This is a genomic window from Acinetobacter sp. KH_038 (assembly GCF_057839405.1).
This window is the reverse complement of record NZ_CM174489.1, coordinates 2,456,673-2,483,663: the sequence shown is the minus strand read 5'-3', so window position 1 is coordinate 2,483,663 and position 26,991 is coordinate 2,456,673. Positions and strand designations below refer to the sequence as shown.

Genomic DNA, 26,991 nt, shown 5'->3' with positions numbered 1-26,991 from the left:
TTGTGCTTGAAAGGAGCCTACAATGAACGCAAAAGTGAAAATTTCAGACCGTGCAGGTGCCAGTTTTCCTGTCCGACGTATGAATTTTGATTTCAATCATGTCCCGGAATACTGGATGAATGGATCAGCTGGCTTGACTCATTTTATGACCGCATTATCTGCACTGTTTCCGGCAGGTGAAAAGTTCTTTATCGATAGTGTACGTGCCGTGCGTCAGCATCCAGCGATCAAAGACAATGCCGACTTGCAGAAAGAAATCTCTGCCTTTATTGGCCAGGAAGCCATGCATACGCATGAACATGTCGGCTTTAATGCCTCGGCACAGCGCTATGGGCACGATGTCGAGACACTAGATCGTTATACCGATAACGTCATTCAGACTACACGGAAAGTCATGGCTAAACTGCTGAAGCCAGTCGGCATTACTCAAGAAATGGTAGATTTGACTGCCACCACGGCACTGGAACATTTTACCGCGACCATTGCCACGCAGTTGTTAAGTAATGAACATATCCAGGAACTGATGACTGATGAAACCATGAAAAATATGTGGCTGTGGCATGCGATTGAAGAAAACGAGCATAAAGCGGTGGCTTATGATGTTTTCGAAGGTGTTTTTGGTAAAGGCTTGAAAGCATATGCGCTACGTACCTCATCTTTGGTTATTTCAATGGCAACTTTAGCTATGGTGCAAAGCTATTTCCTGGCGCGTTTACTCAAGCAGGACAATCAATTGAGTCTGGACTCGCTGAAAGCGATATATACCTACGCTTATAGCCCATCAAAAGGGGTGATTACGGGAATGGGTCGTGAAATGTTGATGTATTTTAAACCCGGTTTTCATCCCAATGACCATGATACACATGGCCTGTTAACCGTCTGGAAGACTAAACTCGGGCTTGAATAGTCCTGGAAATTAAAGAGCGATTGAAATTGCTCTTTTTTTTACTCGATTTTTTGGATGAAGTTTCTATAATGCGCAGGTTAGTTCTATATAAGATGAACGAAGATGATTCGTTTAATGCAAGCAGCGGATCTAGCAGCCGTTGCAAAGATTGAAAAATCGGTTCAATTCCATCCTTGGACTTTAAAACAGTTTGAAGATGCCGTGACTACTTATCAAAGTACTGTCATCGAGCAGCAAGGGCAGGTAGTGGGATTTTGTATTTTACAACCGGTTCTGGATGAAGCCAATTTACTCCTTATGGCAGTTGAGCCGGCCCAGCAAGGTCGGGGCTTAGGAGGGCGCTTATTAGATGCTTCCATCGCCATGCTGAAAAATAATCCGGTGCAGATTTTCCTGGAAGTACGTGAAACGAATGTTGCGGCAATCAAACTCTATGAAAAGGCAGGCTTTCATCAGATTGATTTACGCAAAAATTATTATCCGGCTGCGAACGGAAGCCGGGAACATGCCATTATTATGGTAAAGGCATGTACGGATGACTTTGCCAGCCTGTTTAAGTAATAGAAACTGACGACCTTATTTAATAATCTGGTGATTCCATCCGGTAGGTAGGGTCGTCATTAATGAGTTTCCCAGATGCTGAATCTCTAGCGCACTCAGGGCACGGTTTAAACGTCGCCATTGACCATCAATCAGAAGTTCCAGTGGCAGATATTGCGATTTATAATTCATCTTGCTGGAATGTGGCACCCAGTAACCCAAATAGATAAATTGCAATCCGAGTTTCTGTGCATGTTCAATCTGTTTTAAAATTGCAAATGCGCCCAGCGAACGCCGGTTTTCATCAGGATCAAAAAAAGTATAGACCGCAGAGATGCCATCATCGAGCAGGTCGCAGGTGGAAACACTGATCAAACGATCATCCAGCCATAATTCTAAAAAGAAACTGTCAGTGCAACTTTGTAATAAGAACTTTTCAAACTGATCACGGCTTGGGGGAAACATGTCACCATCTGCGTGGCGTTCATTGATATAGCGTTCATACAGCGCATAATGCATGTCACCGGCCTGCTCTGGACTGGTAATTTTTAGCAGCAGATCCTGATTACGTTTCCAGGCTTTTTTTTGTGAACTGTTCATGCAAAATTCAGTCACGGGCACACGTGAAGACAGGCATTGACGACACAGGTGACATTCCGGACGATACACGAAATCGCCACTGCGACGGAAACCGGTACGTGACAGTTCCGAGAGGGTCAGTACATCAATACGATGGGCAGGATCCAGAAAAACCATGCGCGCCGACTTATTCGGTAAATAGCTGCAATCGTGTGGCGGCGTAATATAATACTGTAAATCGTTCAGTAGGGACTTTGGCTGATAAGAGTTCATAACAAGTACCCTCTGTTATTTTCATTCACTTAATCGCGCGTTTTGCGCTATTGTTTTACTTGAAAATACACCCTCTTGATACTTTTTCCAATCGATAGCAGGCTGTTTTACAACATCTTGTAACGAATTAAGGTAGGCCTGGCGAGAAAATGTACAGGCACCCAGACTTAAGAGATGATCATTGACCAGCTGGCAGTCAATCCAGGGCAACTGATTTTCCTGCCCAATCAGCATTAGGGTATAGAAAGCCATTTTAGAAACATCGGTTTGCGTACTAAACATGGATTCACCAAAGCAGCCTTGTCCAATTGTTACCCCGTAAAGACCGCCTACCAGTTGATCTTGATCCCAGACTTCGACGCTATAACCATAACCTGCATCAAACAGATCGACATAGCCTTGTATAATATCTTCACTGATCCAGGTTTCATCGGCATAAGCACGTGGCAGGGAGCAGGAGCGAATTACTCTTTCAAAAGCATGATTGACCGTGATTTGATAATCCCATTTTTTCATGTTGCGGATCAGGGATTTACTGGGATGATAATCATGGGGCCGGATAATGCAGCGTGGTTCGGGACTCCACCAGCAAATAGGTTCACCTTCCGCAAACCAGGGAAATAAGCCATGGGTATAGGCTTCAAAAAGTGTAGAAGGGGAGAGGTCTGCACCAATACAAATCAAGCCTTCGCCTTCAGGATCAACCTCGATCGGGTCAGGGAAAATAAATTGTGAGGGAGGAAGTAAATGCATGGCAGACCTGAAATAAAACTATAGATAAATCATAATCTCATTCTAGCAATAAAAAAGCCGCCCATAATGGACGGCATTTTTATTCTTGCTGCTTAGTCCAGTTTGCCCATCGCATCAAGATATTTTTCTGCATCTAGCGCAGCCATACAGCCTGAACCCGCAGAAGTAATGGCCTGACGGTAAATACTGTCTGCAATATCGCCCGCAGCAAATACGCCCGGTACCGAAGTTTGCGTTGCATTCCCCGCAGTACCGCTTTGTACCTGAATATAACCGTCGCGCAGCTGCAACTGACCTTCAAACATCGAACTGTTTGGCTTATGGCCAATGGCAACAAACATACCTGTTACATCGACATTTTGAGTGGAGTCATCCTGAGTGGACTTAATACGTACTGAGGTCACACCAGATTGGGCATCCCCTAAAACTTCATCGACCTGATAGTTCCAGATAATGCTGATCTTGCCTTCTTTTTCTTTGGCAAATAAATGATCTTGCAAGATTTTTTCAGAACGTAATGTGTCACGGCGATGTACCAGAGTCACATGCGAAGCAATATTGGATAAGTACAATGCTTCTTCAACAGCGGTATTACCACCACCGACAACCATGACTTTCTGGTTTTTATAGAAAAAACCGTCACAAGTGGCACAAGCACTGACACCCTGACCCATAAAGGCCGCTTCAGATTCAAGACCCAAATACTGAGCCGTTGCACCGGTACAGATGATTAACGCATCACAGCTAAACTCTTCCATATCGCCTTTTAGGACGAAAGGACGCTGGCTAAGATCTACTTCATTGATATGGTCATACACGATTTCAGTACCAAAACGCTCGGCATGCGCCTGCATACGCTCCATCAATGCTGGACCGGTTAGGCCTTCAGGATCACCCGGCCAGTTATCCACGTCTGTGGTTGTGGTCAGCTGACCACCGAGTTGCAAACCGGCAATAAGAGTGGGTTTTAAGTTTGCACGCGCTGCATAGACTGCTGCGCTGTAGCCTGCAGGGCCAGAACCTAAAATAATCAGTCGTGAGTGACGTGCGCTCATCAGCTGTATCCTTTTTTATTTAGAAATTTATTGAATTATACGTGAAACTGTATAACAGTGGGGTGAGATTAAAGTCGATATTATTGATCATTGAAATCGATTTGGGCTATATATAATAAGTACACAGTGTACTTGTACAATAGTGCATCTTTTTTCACAGAACAGGTGCATAATACGCATTTTATTGGGTCGCTTTTTTCAAGCATTGAAGCAAAAGAATATTCATGAAGAATTGGTTACAGGACAGTATATGACAGCGGTGTCGAGTGCCTATGCACAGCGCTTAGTAATGACATTATTTTTAGTCTCATTTGGGATTTATCTGTTTCTTGCAACAGTGACCTATACGCCATTTGATCCGGGATGGATGCATATCTCTAGTGATACGCAGACCGTTTCGAATGCCAGTGGGGTTGCGGGTGCCTGGATTGCAGACCTTCTGTTTGGCTTTCTCGGTTGGGCAAGCCTGCTGATTCCTGCCTATCTGTTTATGGAGGCAGTTCAGGTCTGGTGGCCGCGCAGCTTCCTGAATAGACCATTCCGCTATGCCGCGCAATTCTTCCTGTTACTGACTACCTCAGCGCTATTGTTCCTGTTCTGGCAAGTACCTGCCGATACCCTGGATAATTCTTCCGGCGGTATTATTGGCTACGAATTAGGCCAGAGTCTGGAGCAGTTGCTAACGGTATACGGCGCTACATTCTTCCTGCTGGTGCTTTGGGGGGTATTATTTACCCTGGCCTTTGGAGTGAAGTGGAACAAGACCTGGAGCAGCCTGAGAGCCACACCGGCTTATTTGCAGGACCTGTTCTATCGCAATGTCCCTGAAGGCATGTCGGATTTTGACCGTACTGCAACTGTCGCTAAAAAAGAGCCAATCAGTGCTGCGAAAAAAATGGTTGCAGTAACGCCTGCGCCCGAGCATGAACTGGTAGAAATCGATCCGGTTGTACGTGACCAGGTCGCTGAACGTCTATTTGATGATTTTGCCGATAAAGAATCACAACAGCCACAGTTACATGACGATATTCCTGAAGCTGTACCGCCGGCTCCTGAGCCAGTCGAAAGCTTGCACCAGGTAGCGCAAGTGCCGCCACAGCCAGATCGTGTCGTAGCAACAGGTGAGGTATGGCGTGCTTTACATTCCAGTGAGGATCAGCGTCACAAGCAGGATATTGATGCCTTGCTCAAAGCTGCCGAAGAAGAGCAGCACAGTGCTCCAGCTGCCCATGCAGTTACTCCACCAGTTGCAGCAGCTCAGCCCCATGTTCAAGCCAGAACAGCGCCTGCTACAGCTACCGGACTGGACTGGGATGATGATGAGATTTTTGATGAACTCCTGGCTGCTGTCCCGCAAGGGAAAACTGCCACAGATGTGCATAGCCCGTTTAATGCAGCCGCTGCTGAAAAACCGCTAAGATTTGCAGAAGAGGTGGTAAATGCTGCGCCGCTAATGGCATCGGCAGCAACCTTACATGCAGTAAAAAATAGCGCACTGCAAACCGATCTGGATGATCTGGGCGACTTGTTAGTTGAAGATGAGGAACCAAGTCCACCTGTACGTACTTCGAGCTATGCGCAATCTTCTGCTTTTGTACAGGCACCGATTCAGCATCAGGTTGTAGAACCGCTATCCAGTCCTTCTGCCGCCAATGCCGCAGTACGCGAAGCCTTATCCAAAGAAGAATTTGTGGAAGCCTGGCAAGAGACTGCTGGTAAACCACAAGATGAAGACGAGTTCGATTTTGATGCACCTTTAACCGATGCTTCCGGCCGTCCGATGTCACGTGCGATGCAGGTGGCTGAACGTCGTAAAGATTTATCGCCACTTCCGGGTCTGGATCTGCTGGATGAAGTTGACCCGAATAAAAAAGTGAATTTTACTGAAGAGCAGTTGGCGCGTTTATCTGAATTGCTGGAAATCAAGTTACAGGAATTTAATGTCAAAGCCAAAGTCGTGGAGGCACAACCAGGACCGGTGGTAACCCGTTTTGAACTGGATCTGGCGCCAGGTGTAAAAGCGTCTAAAGTCACCAATATTTCCCGGGATTTGGCACGTTCCATGTCGATGGCATCAGTCCGTGTGGTTGAAGTGATTCCGGGCAAACCGTATATCGGCATTGAAGTGCCGAACAGTACCCGTGAAATGGTACGCTTGATTGAGCTTTTGACCATTCCGGCCTTTACCGATCCGAACAGCATTCTTTCGATGGCAATGGGTAAGGATATTTCCGGCAATCCTGTGATTGCGGATCTAGGCAAGGCACCGCATATGCTGGTGGCAGGTACGACGGGTTCAGGTAAATCGGTGGCAGTTAACTCGATGATTTTATCGATGTTGCTAAAATATACCCCTAATGAATTACGTTTGATTCTGATCGATCCAAAACAGCTGGAACTGGCCAACTATAACGATATTCCACATTTATTGACGCCAGTTGTGACCGACATGAAAGATGCGGTGAGTGCATTGAACTGGTGTGTCAATGAAATGGAACGCCGTTATAAGCTGATGTCTTTCCTGAAAATCCGTAAACTGAGCGACTATAACCGCAAGGTGGAAGAGGCGATTGCCAATGGTGAAGACCTGATCGATCCTACCTGGAAGGCCAGTGATTCAGTGGTGGGTGAACGTGCACCGCGCTTAACCCCGTTGCCTTCGATTGTGATTGTTGCGGATGAGTTTGCGGACATGATCATGCAAGTCGGCAAGAAAGCCGAAGAGATGATTACCCGTCTGGCACAGAAATCCCGTGCAGCAGGTATTCATTTATTACTTGCAACCCAGCGTCCATCGGTGGATGTGATTACCGGTTTGATCAAAGCCAATATCCCAACGCGTGTGGCACTGCGTGTCAACTCGAAAATTGACTCACGTACCATCCTGGATGCCGGGGGGGCAGAAGACCTGCTCGGTCATGGTGACATGCTGTTCTTAGGGCCAGGTAAAATCGAGCCTGAACGTGTACATGGCGCCTTTATTGCCGATGATGAAGTAAACCGGATCTGTGATGCATGGCGTGAACGTGGCGCACCGAACTATGTCGATGAAATTCTGACTCCATATGATGAAGAACCAGCCAGCCGTGGTTTTGAGGATGGTGGTGATGGTGGTTCTGACCGGGATGCACTTTACGATCAATGTGTGGCATTTGTACTTGAAACCCGCAAGGCTTCAACCTCTTCACTCCAGCGTAAATTCAGTCTGGGTTATAACCGTGCTGCACGGATTATTGACCAGATGGAGGATAATGGCATTGTCAGTGCAATGGGTGCCAACGGTAAGCGTGAGATTTTGGTCTAGTCCAATCTGCTTAGTCCTAAAAAAGCCTGCTCAATAGCAGGCTTTTTTATTGGGTAGGGTATCTAGTCTCAGGCAAACTTTGCCAGTACCGCCAGAAACTCTGCACTTTGACGTGGGAATGTTGCAATCACGTCATGAATACGTTGTCCTTCAGGATTGCTGGCATTGATATCCCGGCCATCAGCAACAAATTTGGTCAACAGGCGCTCATAATCAAATGGACGCATATGCTTGAAAGCATGATAAAGCACGTGAAAGTCCGCATTAACCCCTGCAGGAGGAAGCTGATTCAGGTAGGCAAATACGCGCTCATCTGACCATTCTTCGTTAAAGGTCGCTGGTTGAGATAATGCCATTGCAATTTCCTTGATCTAATATAGTTTTTTCGGCATGAAAAAGGGCAAAATATGAGACTAGATTAGCAAAGCACTGCTTTGCCTAGTCGCAAGACTTGAAGCTATGCTTCAAGTGGGCGGAATATAGCTAAATTACTATTTCTGCCACTCTCATATTTTGCCTTGAATCAGTTTACTTGACCAATCAAAAATCAGATTATCGTTCTTCAGGTAAATTGATATTCATTTCAAGCATTTCAATATTGGCTTCAGAACGGACCTGCATTTGAATATGCTGTTCATCCACACCACGTACATAACGATTGACCACTTGCATGATTTCTGTCTTCATCTGGTCAATTTTGTCCTGGCTCAAGCGACGACCCAAGCCCTGTTCAGATGCAACGATCACCTTCAAACGGTCTTTAGCAGTCCGTGCACTTGATGGTTTATCCTCGCCACTAAAAAGTTTACTCCAGAATCCTGCCATGTCTACGCTCCAAATAGTCGTGCTAACCAGCCCTTAGGTTTTACCTCGATATGACGGTAAGGACGCTCTTCGCCAAGGAAACGCGCAACCAGGTCATCATATGCCTGACCGGCTGAAGCCTCGGTGAACAGAATAACCGGCTTACCTTCATTTGATGCTTGTAAAACGCTTGGACACTCAGGAATAACGCCTAAGGTCGGTACACGTAAAATATCCTTAGAAATATCGTCAATCGTCAGCATTTCCTGTTTATCGGCACGTTCCGGATTGAAACGGGTAATACACAGATGCTTACGGATGCGACCTTCGTTTTGTTCTACTTTTTTGGTTTTACTGTCGAGCATGCCAATGATACGGTCAGAGTCACGTACTGATGAAATCTCAGGGTTGGTGACGATGATGGCTTCATCTGCATGATACATGGCTAAAATGGCACCGCGCTCAATACCGGCAGGCGAATCACAGATAATGTAATCAAATTCCTGCGAAAGCTCATCCATTACACGAGCAACGCCTTCATCTGTTAAGGCATCTTTATCACGTGTTTGTGATGCAGGTAAAATATATAAATTTTCAATATCTTTATCGCGAATCAGCGCTTGTTGTAATCGTGCTTCGTTATTTAAAACATTCACAAAATCATAAACTACACGACGTTCACAACCCATAATCAAATCAAGGTTACGTAAACCTACATCGAAATCGATCACAACAGTCTTGTGACCGCGTAGGGCTAAACCTGTTGCAAAAGATGCACTTGTTGTAGTTTTACCTACACCACCTTTGCCTGATGTTACGACAACAATTTTCGCCACCGAATCCACTCCTGTTATGGTTCAAATCCCCTGTTTAAAATGGGGTTTTTGGTGTTTATTTATACATTAAAATTGTAGAGCTTCAAATACAAGCTCTTGTTGATCATTCAAGTAAATATGCACTGATTTTTTGACCACATGCGGAGGAATGTCATCTGCTACGCAATAGGTGCCTGCGATCGAAATCAGTTCTGCTTCGAGGCTATGACAGAAAATACGTGCCGCCGTATTGCCACCGACACCTGCAATCACACGACCACGCGCGCTGCCATAGACATGGATATTGCCTGAAGCAATCACTTCTGACCCACTGTTGATACCGGCATTGATAATAATGTCGCCATTATGCTGCACGATACATTGGCCGGTACGCAGAATTTCATCATGATATGAAGTCACATGCGCAACAATTGGCGCTGCCGCTGCCTGGGCATTGTCTGCTGCAGGTTCTGGCTTGACTTCTACCACTTGCTCTTTTGTGGCTTTAATTTCTTCTAGCTGACGATCGGGCGGCAGAACCGGGAACTGAATGGCGCGTGCCTGCTCGCCGAGTAAACCTTCAGTGACAGCCATCGGCTGTATATCCAGGTCGATTAATAACTGAATCAGGGCAATCAATTCCTGTTCAACTGAACTTTCGATGACGGCCAAAGTGCCCGGTGGAAATGCAGCTTGTAATTTTGGGCTAAGTTGCTGGCGGATGGCATCATGATCATTGGTATCTAGACTAATGCGTATTGCATTGACCATTCTGCCTTTTATCCGTATATCAGCCATAATTCTTCCTTAAATACTTCTGACCTGCTGGTTTTATGTCGAAGCAATGTTGTAAATAGTGCAAATCCTAGAACAAATTGACGTAATTCTCTAGCGATCTTGGTTATTTTTTTATGTGAACAGAAGCGGACTATTTTATCCGCTTCCGGACTTATAAAATTATCTGTCTATTGAGCGCTGATTTTGCTCATGTTCTTCTAAAATCTGTTGCCACTGTTTGACTTTCACCTGTTTCTGGATAGCTTCAAGTGTTTCAAAAACAGCCGATTCCACCAATTTATCAATATGTGGATTATGTTCAATCTGAATCTGGCTGATTTTATCTGAAATCATGCTAAAAGTCGGATTTTCTTTTTGGCCTGTATGGGTAAAGGGATCAATCAGGCCCTGAGTAATATTTTCTCCAAGACGCTGACCAATACTCTGAATCTGCTGTTCAATCCGGCTGCCGACAATTGGAATCAGTCGCAATAACTGGGTCAGTTCCGGGGTGTCTTCAATGGCCTGATTCACCACTTGTCCCACATTTTTAGCAATCATTGTACGTTGTGCCTGCAATTCTTTACCCAAAGACTCCTGCAAGATATCGGCCAAGGCAACTGCCAGTAATTTACGATGATGTTCCACCAAATCATCAATCAATTTTTTATGTGAAGTGCTGGTGCTAAGTTCACGTTTAATCCCATCGAGTACGGTCAATACGACACGGCTGGAGAGCTCCTCCATCAGCATGTTGTAATAAAAATGACCTTGGCGATACCAGCGGTTGGGAATGACTTTATAACCATGGCTATGCAGGTTATAGCCAATCGCGACTGCACGCAACAGGCGCAGGAAACGCAGCTGTGGAAGAATGGATAAAATCTCATACCAGTGTACGAAAGGGAAGAACCACCAGCGCCGATGATGACGCAGTACAATCGCGATTACCCAGCGTGCCAGTAATTCACAGATCAGGAAAGTGGTAAACCAGCCCTCGGTAATGATCACCCAAGGGCGTAAATCGCTTTTATAAAAATGCAAGATTTCCGGTAAACGAATGAAGTCAAACAACCATTGACCAAAATCGCTCATTAAAATGGCATTGGCACTGAGACAAAACAGGTTAATAATGATCAGGATCATCATAAAAATGTCGTAAATCAGTGCGACTTTCCAGCCCCAGGTACCTTTACGAATAAACTTAAATGAGCTAGAGGTGATATCGGGGTTGTCGTTCTTCATAGTTACTCAGGCGAAATTAGACAGCACTTTGATGAAAGTCCTGCCGCATTTGCGCTATTAGTTGATCTTTTTCAGTCCAGATTTGATCAATCCATTTCTGGAAACGTGTACGATATTCGGCATCATCTTCATAATTGCCACCGAGCACCCAGTCAGGAATCTCAATTTTTCTTAAATTTACCGCAATTCGTGGCACTTCGCCTAACCAAAATTCGCCATAACCCGGAATACCGTCCGGATAAACGATGGTCATGTCGACCAGCGCGTCAATCTTATCGCCCAGAATGTTCAGCGCCAGGGCCAGACCACCAGCTTTAGGCTTGAGCAAATAGGTGTAAGGCGACTGCTGCTGATCATGTTTTTCCTGGGTGAAGCGGGTGCCTTCCAGATAATTTAACAGGGTAAATGGCTGACTGATCAACTGTTCACAAGATTTGCGTGCTTCTTCCATATCGCGGTATTTCAGCGCAGGGTTTTTGGCAATCTGTTCCTTGCTATGCCGTTTCATCATCGGGAAGCCTAAAATTTTAAAGGCCTGACCGACAAAAGGAATAAAGATAAGTTCCCATTTGGTAAAGAAACGCGTCAGCGGCATACGGCTCAAACCGAAGTACTGATTTACGGTAGTATCAACCCAGCTCTGATGATTGCAGGTCATCAAATAGCGGCCTTGCATATTTAAATCAAGTGATTCATCTACCGTGATTTGCCATTCAGTATTTTTCAGGACATTGTCAATCAGCCAGTTATTGACTCCCAACCAGCTGTTGGTAATCTTGATATTGGTTTCATCAACTTTTGCAGATTTTTTAAAGAATTTGGTAAAGCCCAGTGCCAGAACCGGCGGGCCATGAAAAAAAGTACTGCCTGTCATGACTGAGGTAACGGCCAAGCCACGGCTAAGTTTTTTTAAAGTTGTTTGTTTATTGCTGTTCGATGACATGTCAAACCAGTCCCCAGAGATTAATCGCTTAAATATTGTCATATTTTGAATAATATAGTGAGAGTTAGCGAAATAAAAAAGCTTTGCAGACTAACTGTGAAGATATTGTGATGAAGCCCCTCGTTTTGGTTACATTAAAACATTACAAAATATTACGAAACGATTTATTATTAACAAAAATTCAATGGTTATCCCATTCAATTTAAATCATTATTTCGCTTATACAACAAAGCATACAATAAGGAGTCATGCGATGCGTGCACTAGTAATTTCAGCAGCTGTAGCAGGGGCCGTAGCACTTACAGGTTGTCAGTCAACCGGTAATAACATCGGTGGTGTGGAATATGATAAAGCTGCTTTAGGTACTTTAATTGGTGCTGCAGCAGGTTACGGTGTTTCTAAAAGTAATGCGAATACCAGCCGTCAAAACAACCGTGCAGCAGCGATTGGTGCTGTTGTGGGTGGTGCAGCAGGTGTGTATCTTGATAACAAAGAGAAAAAATTACGTCAAGCAACAGCAGGTACTGGTGTAGACGTTAACCGTAACGCAGATGGTTCGATTAACCTTGTGATGCCAGGTAGTATCACTTTTGATACCAACAAATCGAACATCAAACCAAACTTCTATGGCACCTTAAACAAAGTAGCTCAAGTATTGACTGAAGATAACCAGAGCGGAATCTTGGTGACTGGTTATACCGACAGCACCGGTAATGACTCAATCAACTTGCCATTGTCTCAAGCACGCGCAAACTCTGTAGCGACTTACTTGGCTGGTCAAGGTGTTTCACGTACACGTATTAATGCTCAAGGTCTAGGTTCCGCGAACCCAATCGCAGACAACACGACTGCAGCGGGTAAAGAACAAAACCGTCGTGTAGAAATCGCGGTATATGCAGTTCAATAATTCTTGAACGCTGAAAAAACCACCTTCGGGTGGTTTTTTTGTCCCTGTAAATTGACCGGTTTAATCGTATTTTAAATTAGGCAACTGGGGCAGAGATGACTATAATCGGAGCCGAATCTAGAAGAGGAAGCCATATGTCACTCGCCAGTCAGTTAAATGACAAGCAACTTGAAGCCATGAAATATACTCAAGGACCCTTGTTAGTACTTGCAGGAGCGGGTTCAGGCAAGACTTCAGTGATCACGCGAAAAATCGCATATCTTGTCAAGCATTGCGGGATTCCTGCGCACCGTATTACCGCTATGACCTTTACCAATAAAGCGGCACGTGAGATGAAAGAGCGTGTCAGCAAATTGTTGACCCGTGAAGAGAGCAAAGGCGTTTCAGTTTCAACCTTCCATACTTTTGGCCTGAATATGCTGCGCCTGGAGCTGAAACACACCCCGCTGAAAAATAATTTCTCGATTCTGGATGCGGACGACTGCAAGCGTATTCTCATGGATCTGATGCATCGTGATAATTTATCTGGTGCAGAAAGCAAAGAGCTGATCGCCAAAGCCATGAAAATGATCTCGGACTGGAAAAATGATCTGATTCCTCCCGAGCAGGCGCATACCACCTGTGAAACTGCTGAAGATGTGCAGTTCGCGCATTTGTATCAACTGTATGAGCGTAATCTGCGTGCCTATAATGCCGTGGATTTTGATGACCTGATCGTGATGCCGACGCGCTTGTTGCAGGAAAATGCAGAAGTTCGTGACAAATGGCAAAACCGGGTTCGTTATCTGCTGGTCGATGAATATCAGGACACCAATACCGCACAGTATATTCTGGTGAAATTACTGGTTGGCGTGATGGGGCAGTTCACTGCCGTAGGTGATGATGACCAGTCCATCTATGCCTGGCGCGGTGCTAAACCGGAAAATATGGCACTGTTACAGCAAGATTTCCCGAATCTGAAAGTGATTAAACTGGAACAGAACTATCGTTCGACCAGCCGCATCCTCAAGGCTGCCAATACCGTGATTGGCAATAATCCGCATATTTTTGACAAAAAACTCTGGTCGGACAAAGGCCATGGCGAAGTGATCCGGGTGATTACCTGCCGCAATGATGATGATGAAGCAGAACGCGTGGTCAAAGACCTGATCACGCATAAACTCATGAATGGTAAAAGCTGGAAAGATTATGCAGTGTTATACCGCGGTAATTTCCAGGCGCGTATTTTAGAAACCCATCTGCGTCAGATGCAGATTCCGTATAAATTATCTGGCGGGCAGTCCTTCTTCGCGCGTGCCGAAATCAAGGACATGATGAGTTATTTACGCCTGATCATTAACCCTGAAGATGACAGCGCATTTTTACGAATTATCAATACGCCAAAACGCGCTATTGGTCCGGTAACGCTGGAAAAACTGGGTTTATTTGCTCAGGAAAATAACCTGTCATTGCTGGCTGCGGCTGCAGATCAGCGTTTGACCATGGCGATTCCCAAAAAGGCCACCACACAGTTGGCAGAATTTGCCGACTTTATCGATGGATTTACCCGCAATTTGCTGGATGATGATGAGCCGGTGCCAATCATCCGCCAGATGATGATTGAAGCTGGTTATATTGACTACATCAAGGAAACTGCAGCCACGCCAGCACAGGAAAAAACCAAGCTTGACAATATTGAGGTGCTTTACAGCAGTATTCAAAGCCTGATTAACCGTGCTGAAGATGTTGATGAAAAGAATATTGAAAGCGTGATCCGTAAAATGGTGCTGCTGGATATGCTGGAGCAGCAACAGGAAGAAGAAGACACCGATAAGGTCAATTTGTTGACTTTGCATGCCTCTAAAGGTCTTGAGTTCCCTTATGTCTATCTGATTGGGCTCGAAGAAGAAATTCTGCCGCATAAAAACTCGATTGCTGCGGAAACGGTTGAAGAGGAACGCCGTCTGATGTATGTGGGGATTACCCGTGCTCGTCAGGGTTTGACCATTACTCTGGCTGAAAAGCGCAAGGCTGGTGGGCAGATGAAGCAAATGACTCCAAGCCGTTTCCTGGATGAATTGCCAGAAGATGAACTGGAATGGTTAGGCCGCAAGAAGAAGCTCGCCGGTAACATCGATCCCAAATTACAGGCGCAGCATTATCTGGATAATTTGCGTAACCTCATCAAACGATAAAGTTCAACACTTATCCGTATTTTTAAATGAAACTACAGGAATGAATACATGAAAGTTCAGGTGAAAGTCCTTGACTCGCGTCTTGGTCAGGAATGGCCATTACCGACTTATGCTACAACAGGTTCAGCGGGGCTGGATTTACGTGCTTGCGTTAACGAAACCACAGTGATTGAACCGGGTCAAACTGTACTGGTAAAAACCGGTCTGGCTATTTATATCGAAGATCCTGCTTTTGCCGGCCTGATTTTGCCACGTTCAGGTCTGGGTCATAAATACGGGATTGTGCTGGGGAACCTGGTGGGTCTGATTGATTCCGATTATCAAGGTGAATTGATGGTATCGGTCTGGAACCGTAGTCAGACCGCATTCAGCCTGGAACCAGGGGAACGCTTGGCGCAATATGTGTTGGTACCTGTGGTGCAGGCTGAATTTGATCTGGTGAATGAGTTTGAAGCCACTGAGCGTGGTGCTGGCGGTTTTGGTCATACCGGTAAAAACTAAGCTTGAATAGTGGCTTACATTGATTGAATGGATGTAAGCCACTTTTTAAATGCCAGGCTCAAATAATATGGCGATTAAAATATAGTTAAAAATAAAAAGTAATAGGGTTCTTTCATAAATCATTTTTGAATCACTACACAGCACTGCTGCGTAATGGAGAGATTTTTCTAAGAAATCCCCTCATCCTAACCTTCTCCCAAAGGGAGAAGGAACTTTCATTATTCATCTAAATATGAATATACCAATCATTTTTTGATTTATGAAAGAGATCTAGTTTTTTTATATAAATAAAGTGATTTAAATTAAAAAATTGTATATTTATTTAAATTGAATCAAGTGAGAATAAAATAAACATACTTAAATAAGTGTCTTTTAATAAAAGAAATTTTATGACGAGCAAGTGACAGGTAATATTTTTATAATTGATTGTTACAAAGAAATCGTTTAAAAATGGTGGGTCTTAAAACAAAAACAAATGTTTGAAGTCATGATGATGAAATAAATCATTTTAATATCTCCTTATATTGAGTGAAAAGAACAGTTTTATGGGATCCATGAATCATCTATTCCCCATGCATATTTTTCGGGCCTATGACATACGTGGCAAAGTCAGTGTATTGGGTACCGGTATTATTAATGCAATTGCTCACGGTTTAGCGCAGCAATATCAGGCTGCAGGACAGACACGTGTTGCAATTGGCTATGATGCGCGGCTTAGCAGTCCAGTTTTTGCAGAAACCATTCGCCATATTTTTCAGGATTATTCTATTCAGGCCACCATTATCGGCTGTTGTTCCAGTCCAATGCTGTATTTCACTGCGCGTCAGTTTGATGGCAACGGCATCATGGTCACGGCCAGCCATAATCCTAAAGAAGATAATGGCATTAAATGGCTGGTCTGTGGTGAGCCGCCTTGCCCAGAAATGATTCAGCAGGTCGCCCAGCTGGCAAAACCGCATTGTGGCAGCCAGCAACTTTCTGTAACGCAACAGATGCATCAGGTCATTCCTGAATTTTGTCTGAAATATCAGCAAGGTATATTGGACGATATCCAGTTAAAGCACTCATTTAAAGTCGTTCTGGATGGTCTGAATGGCTCAGCCGGGCGCTGTGCCAATCTGGTACTGCAAAAAATGGGCTGTGAGGTGACGGCCTTGCGTTGTGATGCCAATGGACATTTTCCAGATCATGCGCCAGATCCGTCACAAGACAAACATCTTGAAACTTTATGCCAAACAGTGATGCGACAGCAGGCTGATCTGGGCATTGCGCTGGACGGCGACGGCGATCGCGTGGTCTTAATTGATGCACAGGGGCAGATTATCACCGCAGATCAGTTGCTGTGCCTGTTTGCTGAAATCTGCTTAAGCGCTACACCGCCACGCCAATTTGTTTATGATGTCAAATGCTCAACCCTGGTACGGGATACCGTGCAACGTCTGGGCGGTGAGCCGGTGATGATCCGTACCGGAAGTTCATTTCTGAGAACCTATCTGTCGCAATCCCAAGATCAAGCGATTTTTGGTGGGGAGTATGCCGGACATTATGTGTTTAATGATGGCCGTGGCTGGGGCTACGATGATGGCCTGTATGCAGCGCTGCGCGTGATGGAATATCTGGATCAAACCGGCCAGACATTGGCACAGGCCTTGGCAGCCTATCCAAAACGGCATGGTACTGAAGATCTTTATATTTCAACACATCATGTGCGTCCTGTAGAGCTTTTAAACTTTGTTGAACAGCAATCTGAAAAAATTCATGCACAAATCAGTAAAATCGATGGGATACGTCTTGATTTTGAGGATGGTTTTGGCATCATTCGGGCATCCAATACAGGTGAGTATTTCACAGTGCGCTTTGATGCCAATAATGCCCAGGGGCTAAATGAAATTCGTCATCTGTTTGTAGCCATGTTGCGTGACCGTTATCCACAGATCGCTCAAGATATTTTAGATGCTCAATAAGGAGAGGCGAATGCCAAATCAACAAATAGGCATCGACAAAGCACAGATTTTGACAGAAGCTTTGCCGTATATTCAACGCTTTACGGGTAAAACCCTGGTGGTTAAATACGGCGGCAATGCAATGACCGACCCTGAGCTGGAAAGTTCATTTGCACGTGATATCGTTTTATTAAAAACGGTGGGTTTAAATCCGATCGTGGTACATGGCGGTGGACCACAAGTGGATTCCATGCTGAAACAGCTGGGCCGCGAGTCTGACCGTATTGACGGAATGCGCGTGACGGACCCTGCGACCATGGAAGTCGTGGAAATGGTGCTGGGCGGTAGTGTCAACAAATCGATTGTGAACCTGATCAATCAGCATGGCGGTCGTGCCATTGGCTTGACTGGTAAAGACGGTAATCTGATTCGCGCACAAAAACTGTTGATGGAAAAAACTGCCGAAGATGGTTCAGTACAGCACATTGACCTGGGTCTGGTCGGTGAAGTGGTTGGGGTAAAAACCGATGTGCTGGAAATGTTCACCAATAGTGATTTTATTCCCGTGATTGCGCCGCTCGGCGTTGATGAAGAAGGCAATACCTATAACATCAATGCGGATCTGGTCGCAGGCAAAGTTGCTGAAGCACTGGGTGCAGAAAAGCTGATTCTGCTCACCAATATTAGTGGTGTTCTGGACGAAAATAAAAACTTGTTGACTGGTTTAACTACTCAGGAAGTCGATCGTCTGATTGAAACCGGCGTGATTTATGGCGGCATGATTCCCAAAGTCGGATGTGCACTGGATGCGGTCAAAGGTGGTGTAGTGAGTGCGCATATCGTGGATGGTCGTGTTCCTCATGCCAGCCTGCTGGAAATTTTTACCGATCATGGGGTAGGTACATTGATTACCAACCGTAGTAACCCACATCGCCCATAAAATCTGGCTGCTGTAGAAAAAAGCCTCCTTGAGGCTTTTTTTTATCTTTATTTATCATGGATAGAGATTTGAAATGCCTCCGGCAGTCATGCACAATAAGCATCTAGGAAAATAGAGAGCTGAAACCAGACCATGTGCCAACTGCTCGGAATGAATTGTGCCACCCCGACGGATATTACTTTTTCATTTCGTGGGTTTTCCCAACGGGCAGGAATTACCTCGGATCATGCCGACGGTTTTGGAATTGCTTTTTTTGAAGATAAAGCCTGCCGCCTCTTTGTCGACAACCAGTCTGCGGTTGAATCACCGATTGCCGAGCTGGTGCGTAACTATCCGATCAAATCCCGCAATGTCATCGCACACATCCGTAAAGCCACCCAAGGCAAAATCAATCTGGAAAATTCGCACCCGTTTAGCCGCGAACTGTGGGGCCGGCAGTGGATTTTTGCCCATAACGGCGATTTGCATGATTATTTCCCGGTGCTGAGTGGCCGTTTTACCCCGGTCGGTACTACCGACAGTGAGCGTTCTTTCTGTTATCTGCTGGATCAACTGGTGCAACGCTTTGGTTATCATGAACCAAGTCTGGATCAGGTCTTTGATCTGCTAACCGAAATTTCGCCTGCGATTGCGGAACATGGCACCTTTAATTTCTGTCTTTCCAATGGTCAGGCGCTGTTTAGCTATGCCATTACCAAGCTGCACTGGCTGGTGCGTGAATACCCGTTTAGACCCGCACAACTCATTGATATTGATGTTGAAGTCGACTTCAGTCAGGTCACTACTCCAAAGGACAGGGTGGCCGTCATTACTACCGAACCATTGACGCAAAATGAAGAATGGACCTCTTTTCAGCCTGGCGAAATGATTTTGTTTAAAGATGGGGCCAAGCATCGTTCGCAGCTGACTCAAGTGGAGCGGTTAGAGCGGGAACGTCTTGATCCCTCCTTAAAACGTGTAACCAAAGCAGATTTATATTAAAAGCAGATGCTTTATTTAAAAAAAGCGGGAATAAATTCCCGCTTTTTTAATATTTTCTTATTTAAATAAAATAGAAATAATAATATTAAAAATAGTAGATTGATTAAAAAATATCTGATTCTTATACTCGGGTTTAAAATATATATCAAATAAAAACAAGGGGTTGATCTATTTTTGCCAAATAAGGAAGAAAGCCGACTAATTTACTTCATTTTTATTTAAATCAATACGTTATATGATGATTTTTATGTGGTAAGTCCTTAATAATAGTTATAGGTGATCGTAATGAAAATGAAATGGGTTCCAGACTATAATACTGGTATCGATGTGATTGACGATCAGCACAAACGAATTCTCGATTATATCAATGAAATTGATGGAATTGATGCAAATACCGACCGTGCTCGTATTAAACAGATTCTCGACAATATTATCGATTATACCCAGTCGCATTTTACCTTTGAAGAATCTCTTCAGGAAGAAGCCGGCTATAAATATCGGGTTCCACATAAACGTGTGCATGATCTGTTTATCAAGAAAATTGAATCATATCGTGACCGTTTTGAACTGGGGCAGTCGATTGAGAATGAACTGCATGAAGTATTATCAAAATGGCTAATCAATCATATTCAGCACGATGACGCTGATTATGTTGGGGCTGTAAAAGAAAATATGATGGGCATTATCAAAGAAAAAGAAAAGAAAACCGGTAAAAACTGGTTCGCCCGTTTCTTTTCATAATAAAAGATAGAATGAGATAACAAGAATTATAATTTAATTATAATTTTGCGCAGCAAATCACTGTCATGGTGGTTTGCTTTTTGTTTTTGATTTTCACCGCTCCACAAGGCAAAATAGCGCTAGATTTTTATAGGAATGCATCATGCAGGACAATGCTATGTCAAAATGGTTATCGCCGCTGATGGCTTTCTGTTTATCGTTTATTATCATCGCGACGCTCGCACCGATAACCGGTATACAGATTGATCGTCAGCTTGATTTCTGGATGCTCTGGTTAGCCACCATGCTGATTCTGGCGCTTCCGGTCTGCTATTTGGAAATTGCGCTGGCCAAGCGCTCTAAAACTACGGCATTACAGGCGCTGTCGAAATTGACCCGTGAAGCGGATGCCTCACAGAAATGGCGTATTGCCGGCTGGTTAGGCGTGATCTTTATTCCATTTCTGGCGGGAGCCATGCTCAACAATGCCAGCAATATCCTGACAGTTGCTGCAGTGGAACTTGCCCCGAATCTGCTGTTGATCGGATTGGCAGTTGTGGCTTTGATCTTGTCAATGGTCCCGCGTCAAATTCTGTTAGGCATCACGACCATTGCCGTGCTGGCATCTCTGGTGCTGGCCAATGTAATGGGAGCCACCTTACCTGCATGGCAAGTCACGCCAGTCGAGTTTTCCGAGTGGGGCAATGCCACCGTATTGGCTTTGGTGGCCAGTGGTCTGGGTATGGGCCTGTACTGGCAGTCTAGTCTGGCTGCAGTGCAACAGCAGGATGTTGCCAGCAAGACGGTATTGCCGATCTGGGTGGCGCAACTGCTTGCCGTGATTGCATTTGCCTTCTTTACTGTGCAAGCACAAATTCCGGCATTTAGCCTGGTCGTAGCGATTGTAGCGACGGCTGCATTCATGCTGCAGATGGCACGAGAGCAGTTACAGCAACGCCAATTTAATCCTGCGATTCAATGGGCGATTGTGGCTGTTGTTACTTTAATCTGGGCCATTCCAAATGTGACAGCAATCTTCAATGTCGTCTTATTACTCTGGGGTTTATTGATTTGCCTGATCTATGCACTGTTTGCCGGTTGGATCATGAAGATCAGTCATTTGCGTAAATCAATGAACTTCAGTTCTGAGACCTTCTATAACATCTGGCGTATTGCGGTACGTGTCGTGTTGCCTGTCGCGATTATTCTGGCAATCGTGTCTGTTTTGGGACAACTCATCTGATGAATGAGGCAATGATCTGGGTCGCTTATGCGACGCCGGAGCAGCAGTTTCATCTGGCTGTACCATTTCGTGCCGGTATGACGGCACTGGAGGCGATTCAGCAAAGCGGGATTGCAGAGCAAGTGCAATTACCCGAGCCGTTGTCTTTGGGTATCTTTGGGGTGCGTTTGCAAGATCATCAGCAGCTATTGGCGGCTGGCGATCGGGTGGAGATTTATCGTCCACTGACCATTAACCCGAAAGATATTCGGCGTAAACGCGCGGCGAAAAATCCGGTGGGGCGCTATGCCCGCGGCAATCTTTTAAGAAAACTGAAACCGTCTTCTGAATAGTACAGTGCTTTAGTGAGCAATCGTGTCACTCATCTGCTCAATCAATCGACATAATCAAAAAAGCCCCTGATGATTCAGGGGCTTTTTCATGAGAAACCGACTATAGTGGAGGCGCATTTAAAATGGCTTCTTTTGATCCTGGTAAGCCGGGTTGAGATTCTGGGATAGTCTCCAGACCTTCAACACGTTCCACGATACCAGACTGGTTAAAGTAGATTTTCAAATGCTGGCCTTGGGCTGCAGGGATCTTGGCTTTTTTGGCATAGGTTCCTGGGGTATAGTTATAGATGTAGTCCCAGCGTAAAGGGTTCAGTGGATCGCTGACTGTTGGACTGCCCAGTAAGAAACGCACTTGTTGGTGGCTCATTCCCACTTGAATTTTAGCGGCTTGAGCTTTGGTTAAAGGGGTTCCTTGTGGAATATCTACCTTATAAACACCTAATGTCGAACAGCCGACGAGCAAGGAAGTGACGAATAACGTCAACATGATTTTTTGCATTTTGCTAAACTATCCCAAATTAATTATGATGCATTTGATCCAAGGATAGATCATACTGCATCTAAAGTTTGTTGCATATTCCAACTTTGATTTTGTTGAGAGACCTTTTTACATGACTATTTCAAACCAAGATTTACGAAAAGCTGGACTGAAAGTTACCCTTCCACGAATTAAAATATTAGAATTACTAGAAAATTCAAGACAACATCATTTAAGTGCGGAAGATATTTACAAGACTTTACTCGATCAGGGTGAAGATGTAGGTTTAGCAACTGTGTATCGTGTGTTAACACAGTTTGAAGCTGCGGGTATTATCGAGCGTCATAATTTTGAAAACAATCATTCTGTTTTTGAGATCATGCAGGAAGATCACCACGATCATCTGGTCTGTTTGAATTGCAGCAAAGTGGTTGAATTTATCAATGATACCATTGAAAAAGAGCAGCATGATGTTGCCGAAAAATTTGGTTTCGAGTTAACCGGTCACTCCCTGAATCTGTATGGCTACTGTGATGCAACTGCATGTCAGGAAGTATTTCGTAAAAAATAATTTGACCTTGGGTTGAAATAAAAAACAGGCCTCAAAAGAAGCCTGTTTTTTTATGCCTGCACGATGATCAGGACTGACCATCAAAGGTGATATTGGAATGGGCACGTAATAAATGTCCACCACCTTCTTCTGAAAGTTTGATTTGCAGACGCAAGTCATTCGGTGAGTCCGCATGTTTCAGCGCATCTTTATAACTGATCTGTTTGGCCTTATACAGGTCGTACAGGGCCTGATCGAAGGTTTGCATGCCCAGTTCACGGGAACGCTTCATCAGATCCTTGATCTCATGCACATCACCTTTACGGATCAGGTCGGCAATCAGGGGCGAGTTAATCAGAATCTCAATCGCGGCACGGCGGCCATTCCCATCAATGGTTGGAATCAGTTGTTGTGCCACAATCGCTTTCATGTTCAGTGACAAGTCCATGAACAGCTGGTTATGCCGGTCTGCTTCGAAGAAGTGAATAATCCGGTCAATCGCCTGGTTGGCATTGTTGGCATGCAGGGTCGCAAAAACCAGATGGCCGGTTTCGGCAAAGGCAATCGCATAATCCATGGTTTCACGCGAACGGATCTCACCAATCAGAATCACGTCCGGCGCCTGACGTAAGGTATTTTTCAGGGCAATTTCAAATGAATCCGTATCAATGCCGACTTCACGCTGGGTGATGATACAGCCCTTATGCTGGTGAATGAACTCGATCGGATCTTCAATGGTAATGATATGACCTTTGGAGTTTTCATTGCGGTAACCGACCAGAGACGCCAGCGAGGTAGATTTACCAGTACCGGTGGCCCCGACAAAAATGATGATGCCACGTTTGGTCATCGCCAGTTCTTTTAAAATCGGCGGTAACTTGAGTTCGTCCATGGTCGGAATCACGGTTTCAATCCGACGCAATACCATACCCGGCTGATCACGTTGCTGAAAGGCACTGACACGGAAACGGGCACTTTTGTCCGGTGTGCTGATGGCAAAGTTACATTCACGCGTGTCGGCAAATTCTTTACGTTGCTTGTCGCTCATGATGGAGTTGAGCAGTTGCCCCACTGCAGCACCGGGCAATTTTACCGAACCAATCGGTAAAATCTGCCCATTAATCTTGATCGAAGGTTCGACATCAGCCGTAATGAACAGATCCGATGCTTTTTTCTCCACCATATAATCGAGTAAGCCGTTAAAATCCATGGATAAAAACCCCAATACAATTAATTTTTCTTATAAGAATGCTTCTGGCTGTTTGGCTGCGGTACGCGCCGTTTGCGGACTGATAATCCCTTTAGATACCAGCGTTTTCAGGGTCTGATCCAGCGTAGTCATGCCATAGTTGGCACCAGTCTGAATCGCAGAATACATTTGTGCGACCTTATTTTCACGAATCAGGTTACGAATCGCAGGAATACCAATCATAATTTCATGCGCCGCGACACGTCCGCCACCGTTTTTCTTCAGTAGGGCTTGTGACACGACTGCCTGCAATGATTCTGACAGCATGGCGCGAACCATGTCTTTTTCTTCGGCAGGGAATACGTCAATCACACGGTCAATGGTTTTGGCCGCGGAGGTGGTATGCAGGGTACCAAAGACCAGGTGACCGGTTTCGGCTGCAGTTAAAGCCAGACGGATGGTTTCAAGGTCACGCATCTCACCGACCAGGATAATATCCGGATCTTCACGTAGTGCTGAACGCAGTGCTTCATTAAAGCCGTGGGTATCACGGTGCACTTCACGCTGGTTAATCAGACATTTTTTTGACTGGTGCACAAACTCGATCGGATCTTCGACGGTCAGAATATGGTCATAGCGGTTGTCGTTAATATAATCTAGCATCGCTGCCAGCGTGGTTGATTTACCCGAACCGGTTGGTCCTGTGACCAGTACCAGACCACGCGGATATTCGCAGATGTCTTTAAAAATCTGTCCCATGCCCAGATCTTCAAGGGTCAGGACTTTAGATGGAATGGTACGGAACACGGCACCGGCACCACGGTTCTGGTTAAATGCGTTGACACGGAAACGGGCCACACCTGGCACTTCAAAAGAGAAGTCAGTTTCCAGATTTTCTTCAAAATCACGACGCTGTTTATCGTTCATAATGTCATAAACAAGTTTATGCACTTCTTTATGTTCTAATGCCGGCAGATTGATACGACGAACTTCCCCATCAACACGAATCATTGGCGGCAAGCCTGCAGATAAGTGTAAATCCGACGCACCATTTTTAGCAGAAAATGCCAACAATTCTGTGATATCCATAAGGTCCCCGAGTTCATTACAATGTTAATTATTTTGATAGAATAATAAGGCTTTCCCACAGCTTAACCAACACTTAGTTCATGGGCAAGGGAAAAAAAGATGAATGAAATGAGAACCCCATCAATGAATATGTTGCAACAGTCACGAAATCAGGTTTTAGCGCAAATTGAAAGCGCCTGTGTGCAGGCCGGTCGTGAGCCAGATTCGGTGCAACTGCTGGCCGTTTCCAAGACCCAGCCGAGTAAGATACTGGCAGACATGTATCAGGCTGGGCAGCGCGCCTTTGGTGAAAACTATTTGCAGGAAGCGCTGGAGAAAATCTCCGCGCTCAACGAACTGGATATTGAGTGGCATTTTATTGGGCATGTACAACGTAACAAGACCAAACATCTGGCAGAAAATTTTGCCTGGGTGCATGGGGTGGATCGCCTGATTATTGCCGAGCGTTTATCCGCTCAGCGTGGAGAGGAGCAGCCCGCACTGAATATCTGTATTCAGGTCAATATTGATGCTCAGGATACGAAAGATGGCTGTCAGCCAGAAGAAGTTGCAGATTTGGTCACACAGATCAGTCAATTGCCGAATCTACGCCTACGCGGGTTGATGGTGATTCCGGCTCCGGACAATCTTCAAGCCTTTAGTGATGCCAAAGTGTTATTTGAGCAGGTCAAGGCGCAACATGTGCATCCCGAAGACTGGGATACTCTGAGCATGGGCATGTCTGCCGATATGCAGGCTGCGATTGCTGCCGGTTCCAGCATGGTGCGTGTCGGCACGGCATTATTTGGTGCACGTCCTCAAAAGGATTAACAGGTGCAGTCAGGTTATTTTGAAAAAAGTATGATTAAGCGTTATTTGATAACGCTTTTTTTCTTTGTGGCTCCAGCCATTTGGCCATGAGCCAGGCAAAGACAATCAGGCTACCCATGCTGCCAAGTAGGGCCAAAATCGCTCCGCCCAGACCATAAGCCAGGGTTGCCGGAATACAGCCCAGAATAAACAGCAGCAAAGGAAAATGGGTCACATACAAGGTATAGGAAAAATCAGCGGATTGTACCCAGACCGGATTGTAGTGACTACGTTGCTGCTGGAGCTGTAGCAGCCAGCAGCAAAATGCCAGACCGATACAAAAATTGAAGGGCGTAAAATTTGCAGCGCGATATTGTCGGGCCTGATCTACGATATGAAACTGATAGGCATCAAAGCAGGCAATCAGCAAGGCAAAGCCAAAGAATCCCAGTTTAAGCGCTTGTAACCGGCCTAGAAAATGTCGCTGAAGGTGACGAAATGAACAGGCAAATGCCGCCAGCCAGACCAGAAAATAAATAAAAAACTGGATATTCAGGAGGGATAAAATGATTAAAACAGCAAAAAAGCCGATTTTGGCTCTTCCTGAATCTTTGAAAAAAGGCAGAAAGCCCGCCAAGACATAGAACCAGACTTCATAACTCAGGCTCCAGAGCGGGGCATTGACTGAAACTGTAGGCGTGACGAAGCCATTCAGAAACAGCAGAGCGCCAATAAAATCACCTGAATCGACACTATAGTCAGTGCGGATCATCATGCCAAAACTGTTTTGAAAAGCATGGCTCTGACTGGCAAAGAACAGTGGAGCCAACAGATACAAGATCAAGGTCAAAGCCATTGCAAACAGGAAGGGCGCTAAAATCCTGCGACAGCGCTGCTGGAGGTAATCGCGTAGATTGAACTGACACTGTCGATGAGCATTGTACTGGATTGAATAGCCAATCAGATAACCGCTCAGAACAAAGAAAATCATGACCGCAGCTTGACCTAGCAGGCGCACCCAGGAATACAGGCTAAGGTCAAAAGGAGCGATAAAGGCCTGAAAGCAATGCGTGAACAGTACCACAATGGCACTGATGCCCCGTAAGCTCTCGAGTTGCAAGCTGAAATAGGGCGAGAGCTTGTCTGGGGCAGGGTGCATC

General features: G+C 45.1%; 27 protein-coding genes. 14 read left to right on the top strand and 13 right to left on the bottom strand.

Annotated features, from left to right (window positions below; all coding sequences use genetic code 11):
* Window positions 1-22 precede the first annotated feature (22 nt).
* Window positions 23-907, top strand: a complete 885-nt coding sequence (locus AC3IT7_RS11725) for a metal-dependent hydrolase (RefSeq protein ID WP_489248588.1) — start codon at window positions 23-25, stop codon at window positions 905-907.
* 102 nt (window positions 908-1,009) lie between these two features.
* Window positions 1,010-1,468 (top strand): ribosomal protein S18-alanine N-acetyltransferase, encoded by a 459-nt coding sequence (gene rimI / locus AC3IT7_RS11720; protein ID WP_489248587.1) that lies wholly within the window; start codon window positions 1,010-1,012, stop codon window positions 1,466-1,468.
* A 15-nt stretch (window positions 1,469-1,483) separates the two neighbouring features.
* Here the strand turns inward: rimI and AC3IT7_RS11715 are convergent, their stop codons facing one another.
* The 3 genes from AC3IT7_RS11715 to trxB all read right to left on the bottom strand — a co-directional run bounded on the left by AC3IT7_RS11715 (window position 1,484) and on the right by trxB (window position 4,107).
* Window positions 1,484-2,299, bottom strand: a complete 816-nt coding sequence (locus tag AC3IT7_RS11715) for an arginyltransferase (protein ID WP_489248586.1) — start codon at window positions 2,297-2,299, stop codon at window positions 1,484-1,486.
* Between the two features lie 21 nt (window positions 2,300-2,320).
* On the bottom strand, window positions 2,321-3,052 hold the full coding sequence (gene aat, locus AC3IT7_RS11710) for a leucyl/phenylalanyl-tRNA--protein transferase (RefSeq protein WP_475653498.1): 732 nt from the start codon (window positions 3,050-3,052) through the stop codon (window positions 2,321-2,323).
* A gap of 92 nt (window positions 3,053-3,144) precedes the next feature.
* Window positions 3,145-4,107 carry a thioredoxin-disulfide reductase gene (trxB, locus tag AC3IT7_RS11705; RefSeq protein ID WP_489248585.1) on the bottom strand — a complete coding sequence of 321 codons (963 nt, stop codon included), beginning with the start codon at window positions 4,105-4,107 and terminating at the stop codon, window positions 3,145-3,147.
* Window positions 4,108-4,357: 250 nt separating this feature from the next.
* On the opposite strand from trxB, the gene AC3IT7_RS11700 reads away from it, so the two are divergent.
* The gene (locus AC3IT7_RS11700) at window positions 4,358-7,411 is read left to right on the top strand and encodes a DNA translocase FtsK (protein ID WP_489248584.1); all 3,054 of its coding nucleotides are present in this window, start codon (window positions 4,358-4,360) and stop codon (window positions 7,409-7,411) included.
* Between the two features lie 68 nt (window positions 7,412-7,479).
* On the opposite strand, the gene AC3IT7_RS11695 is transcribed toward AC3IT7_RS11700, so the two are convergent.
* The 6 genes from AC3IT7_RS11695 to yihG form a co-directional block, all read right to left on the bottom strand.
* Window positions 7,480-7,767 carry a PA4642 family protein gene (locus AC3IT7_RS11695; protein WP_475653495.1) on the bottom strand — a complete coding sequence of 96 codons (288 nt, stop codon included), beginning with the start codon at window positions 7,765-7,767 and terminating at the stop codon, window positions 7,480-7,482.
* A 196-nt stretch (window positions 7,768-7,963) separates the two neighbouring features.
* Complete coding sequence (gene minE / locus AC3IT7_RS11690; RefSeq protein ID WP_004279256.1) at window positions 7,964-8,236, bottom strand: cell division topological specificity factor MinE; 273 nt, start codon at window positions 8,234-8,236, stop codon at window positions 7,964-7,966.
* 2 nt (window positions 8,237-8,238) lie between these two features.
* The gene (minD, locus tag AC3IT7_RS11685) at window positions 8,239-9,051 is read right to left on the bottom strand and encodes a septum site-determining protein MinD (RefSeq protein ID WP_004646120.1); all 813 of its coding nucleotides are present in this window, start codon (window positions 9,049-9,051) and stop codon (window positions 8,239-8,241) included.
* 66 nt (window positions 9,052-9,117) lie between these two features.
* A complete protein-coding gene (minC, locus tag AC3IT7_RS11680) occupies window positions 9,118-9,828 on the bottom strand; it encodes a septum site-determining protein MinC (protein ID WP_475653493.1) in 711 nt (236 codons plus the stop codon).
* Window positions 9,829-9,987: 159 nt separating this feature from the next.
* A complete protein-coding gene (locus tag AC3IT7_RS11675; RefSeq protein WP_489248583.1) occupies window positions 9,988-11,052 on the bottom strand; it encodes a preprotein translocase subunit SecA in 1,065 nt (354 codons plus the stop codon).
* A 16-nt stretch (window positions 11,053-11,068) separates the two neighbouring features.
* Window positions 11,069-11,995: a 1-acylglycerol-3-phosphate O-acyltransferase, YihG family gene (yihG, locus tag AC3IT7_RS11670; protein ID WP_489248582.1), complete on the bottom strand. Its 927-nt coding sequence runs from the start codon at window positions 11,993-11,995 to the stop codon at window positions 11,069-11,071.
* A 253-nt stretch (window positions 11,996-12,248) separates the two neighbouring features.
* Between yihG and AC3IT7_RS11665 the strand changes: the two genes are divergently transcribed.
* The 9 genes from AC3IT7_RS11665 to AC3IT7_RS11625 all read left to right on the top strand — a co-directional run bounded on the left by AC3IT7_RS11665 (window position 12,249) and on the right by AC3IT7_RS11625 (window position 21,736).
* Complete coding sequence (locus AC3IT7_RS11665; RefSeq protein WP_195725061.1) at window positions 12,249-12,902, top strand: YiaD family glycine zipper/OmpA-like lipoprotein; 654 nt, start codon at window positions 12,249-12,251, stop codon at window positions 12,900-12,902.
* 134 nt (window positions 12,903-13,036) lie between these two features.
* The gene (locus tag AC3IT7_RS11660) at window positions 13,037-15,076 is read left to right on the top strand and encodes a UvrD-helicase domain-containing protein (protein ID WP_489248581.1); all 2,040 of its coding nucleotides are present in this window, start codon (window positions 13,037-13,039) and stop codon (window positions 15,074-15,076) included.
* 48 nt (window positions 15,077-15,124) lie between these two features.
* On the top strand, window positions 15,125-15,577 hold the full coding sequence (gene dut / locus AC3IT7_RS11655; protein WP_475653489.1) for a dUTP diphosphatase: 453 nt from the start codon (window positions 15,125-15,127) through the stop codon (window positions 15,575-15,577).
* A 545-nt stretch (window positions 15,578-16,122) separates the two neighbouring features.
* A complete protein-coding gene (locus tag AC3IT7_RS11650; RefSeq protein ID WP_475653488.1) occupies window positions 16,123-17,541 on the top strand; it encodes a phosphomannomutase/phosphoglucomutase in 1,419 nt (472 codons plus the stop codon).
* Window positions 17,542-17,551: 10 nt separating this feature from the next.
* On the top strand, window positions 17,552-18,460 hold the full coding sequence (argB, locus tag AC3IT7_RS11645; RefSeq protein ID WP_475653487.1) for an acetylglutamate kinase: 909 nt from the start codon (window positions 17,552-17,554) through the stop codon (window positions 18,458-18,460).
* A gap of 132 nt (window positions 18,461-18,592) precedes the next feature.
* A complete protein-coding gene (locus AC3IT7_RS11640) occupies window positions 18,593-19,441 on the top strand; it encodes a class II glutamine amidotransferase (protein WP_475653486.1) in 849 nt (282 codons plus the stop codon).
* 285 nt (window positions 19,442-19,726) lie between these two features.
* A complete protein-coding gene (locus AC3IT7_RS11635; RefSeq protein ID WP_475653485.1) occupies window positions 19,727-20,182 on the top strand; it encodes a bacteriohemerythrin in 456 nt (151 codons plus the stop codon).
* A gap of 142 nt (window positions 20,183-20,324) precedes the next feature.
* Window positions 20,325-21,404, top strand: a complete 1,080-nt coding sequence (locus tag AC3IT7_RS11630) for a hypothetical protein (RefSeq protein WP_489248580.1) — start codon at window positions 20,325-20,327, stop codon at window positions 21,402-21,404.
* A complete protein-coding gene (locus tag AC3IT7_RS11625) occupies window positions 21,404-21,736 on the top strand; it encodes an RnfH family protein (protein WP_489248579.1) in 333 nt (110 codons plus the stop codon). The genes AC3IT7_RS11630 and AC3IT7_RS11625 overlap by 1 nt, the downstream gene beginning before the upstream one ends.
* A gap of 100 nt (window positions 21,737-21,836) precedes the next feature.
* Here the strand turns inward: AC3IT7_RS11625 and AC3IT7_RS11620 are convergent, their stop codons facing one another.
* Window positions 21,837-22,235 carry an outer membrane protein assembly factor BamE gene (locus AC3IT7_RS11620; RefSeq protein ID WP_475653482.1) on the bottom strand — a complete coding sequence of 133 codons (399 nt, stop codon included), beginning with the start codon at window positions 22,233-22,235 and terminating at the stop codon, window positions 21,837-21,839.
* Window positions 22,236-22,347: 112 nt separating this feature from the next.
* Here AC3IT7_RS11620 and fur point away from each other — a divergent pair, with 112 nt between their 5' ends.
* Window positions 22,348-22,785, top strand: a complete 438-nt coding sequence (fur, locus tag AC3IT7_RS11615) for a ferric iron uptake transcriptional regulator (protein WP_005247099.1) — start codon at window positions 22,348-22,350, stop codon at window positions 22,783-22,785.
* A 67-nt stretch (window positions 22,786-22,852) separates the two neighbouring features.
* On the opposite strand, the gene AC3IT7_RS11610 is transcribed toward fur, so the two are convergent.
* Both AC3IT7_RS11610 and AC3IT7_RS11605 read right to left on the bottom strand, forming a co-directional pair.
* On the bottom strand, window positions 22,853-23,974 hold the full coding sequence (locus tag AC3IT7_RS11610; RefSeq protein WP_396470190.1) for a PilT/PilU family type 4a pilus ATPase: 1,122 nt from the start codon (window positions 23,972-23,974) through the stop codon (window positions 22,853-22,855).
* 30 nt (window positions 23,975-24,004) lie between these two features.
* Entirely contained in the window at window positions 24,005-25,042 is a 1,038-nt protein-coding gene (locus AC3IT7_RS11605) for a type IV pilus twitching motility protein PilT (protein WP_396470191.1), read from the bottom strand.
* Window positions 25,043-25,165: 123 nt separating this feature from the next.
* On the opposite strand from AC3IT7_RS11605, the gene AC3IT7_RS11600 reads away from it, so the two are divergent.
* The gene (locus tag AC3IT7_RS11600) at window positions 25,166-25,852 is read left to right on the top strand and encodes a YggS family pyridoxal phosphate-dependent enzyme (protein WP_489250012.1); all 687 of its coding nucleotides are present in this window, start codon (window positions 25,166-25,168) and stop codon (window positions 25,850-25,852) included.
* 34 nt (window positions 25,853-25,886) lie between these two features.
* On the opposite strand, the gene AC3IT7_RS11595 is transcribed toward AC3IT7_RS11600, so the two are convergent.
* Window positions 25,887-26,990 (bottom strand): acyltransferase family protein, encoded by a 1,104-nt coding sequence (locus AC3IT7_RS11595; protein WP_489250011.1) that lies wholly within the window; start codon window positions 26,988-26,990, stop codon window positions 25,887-25,889.
* Window position 26,991 lies beyond the last annotated feature (1 nt).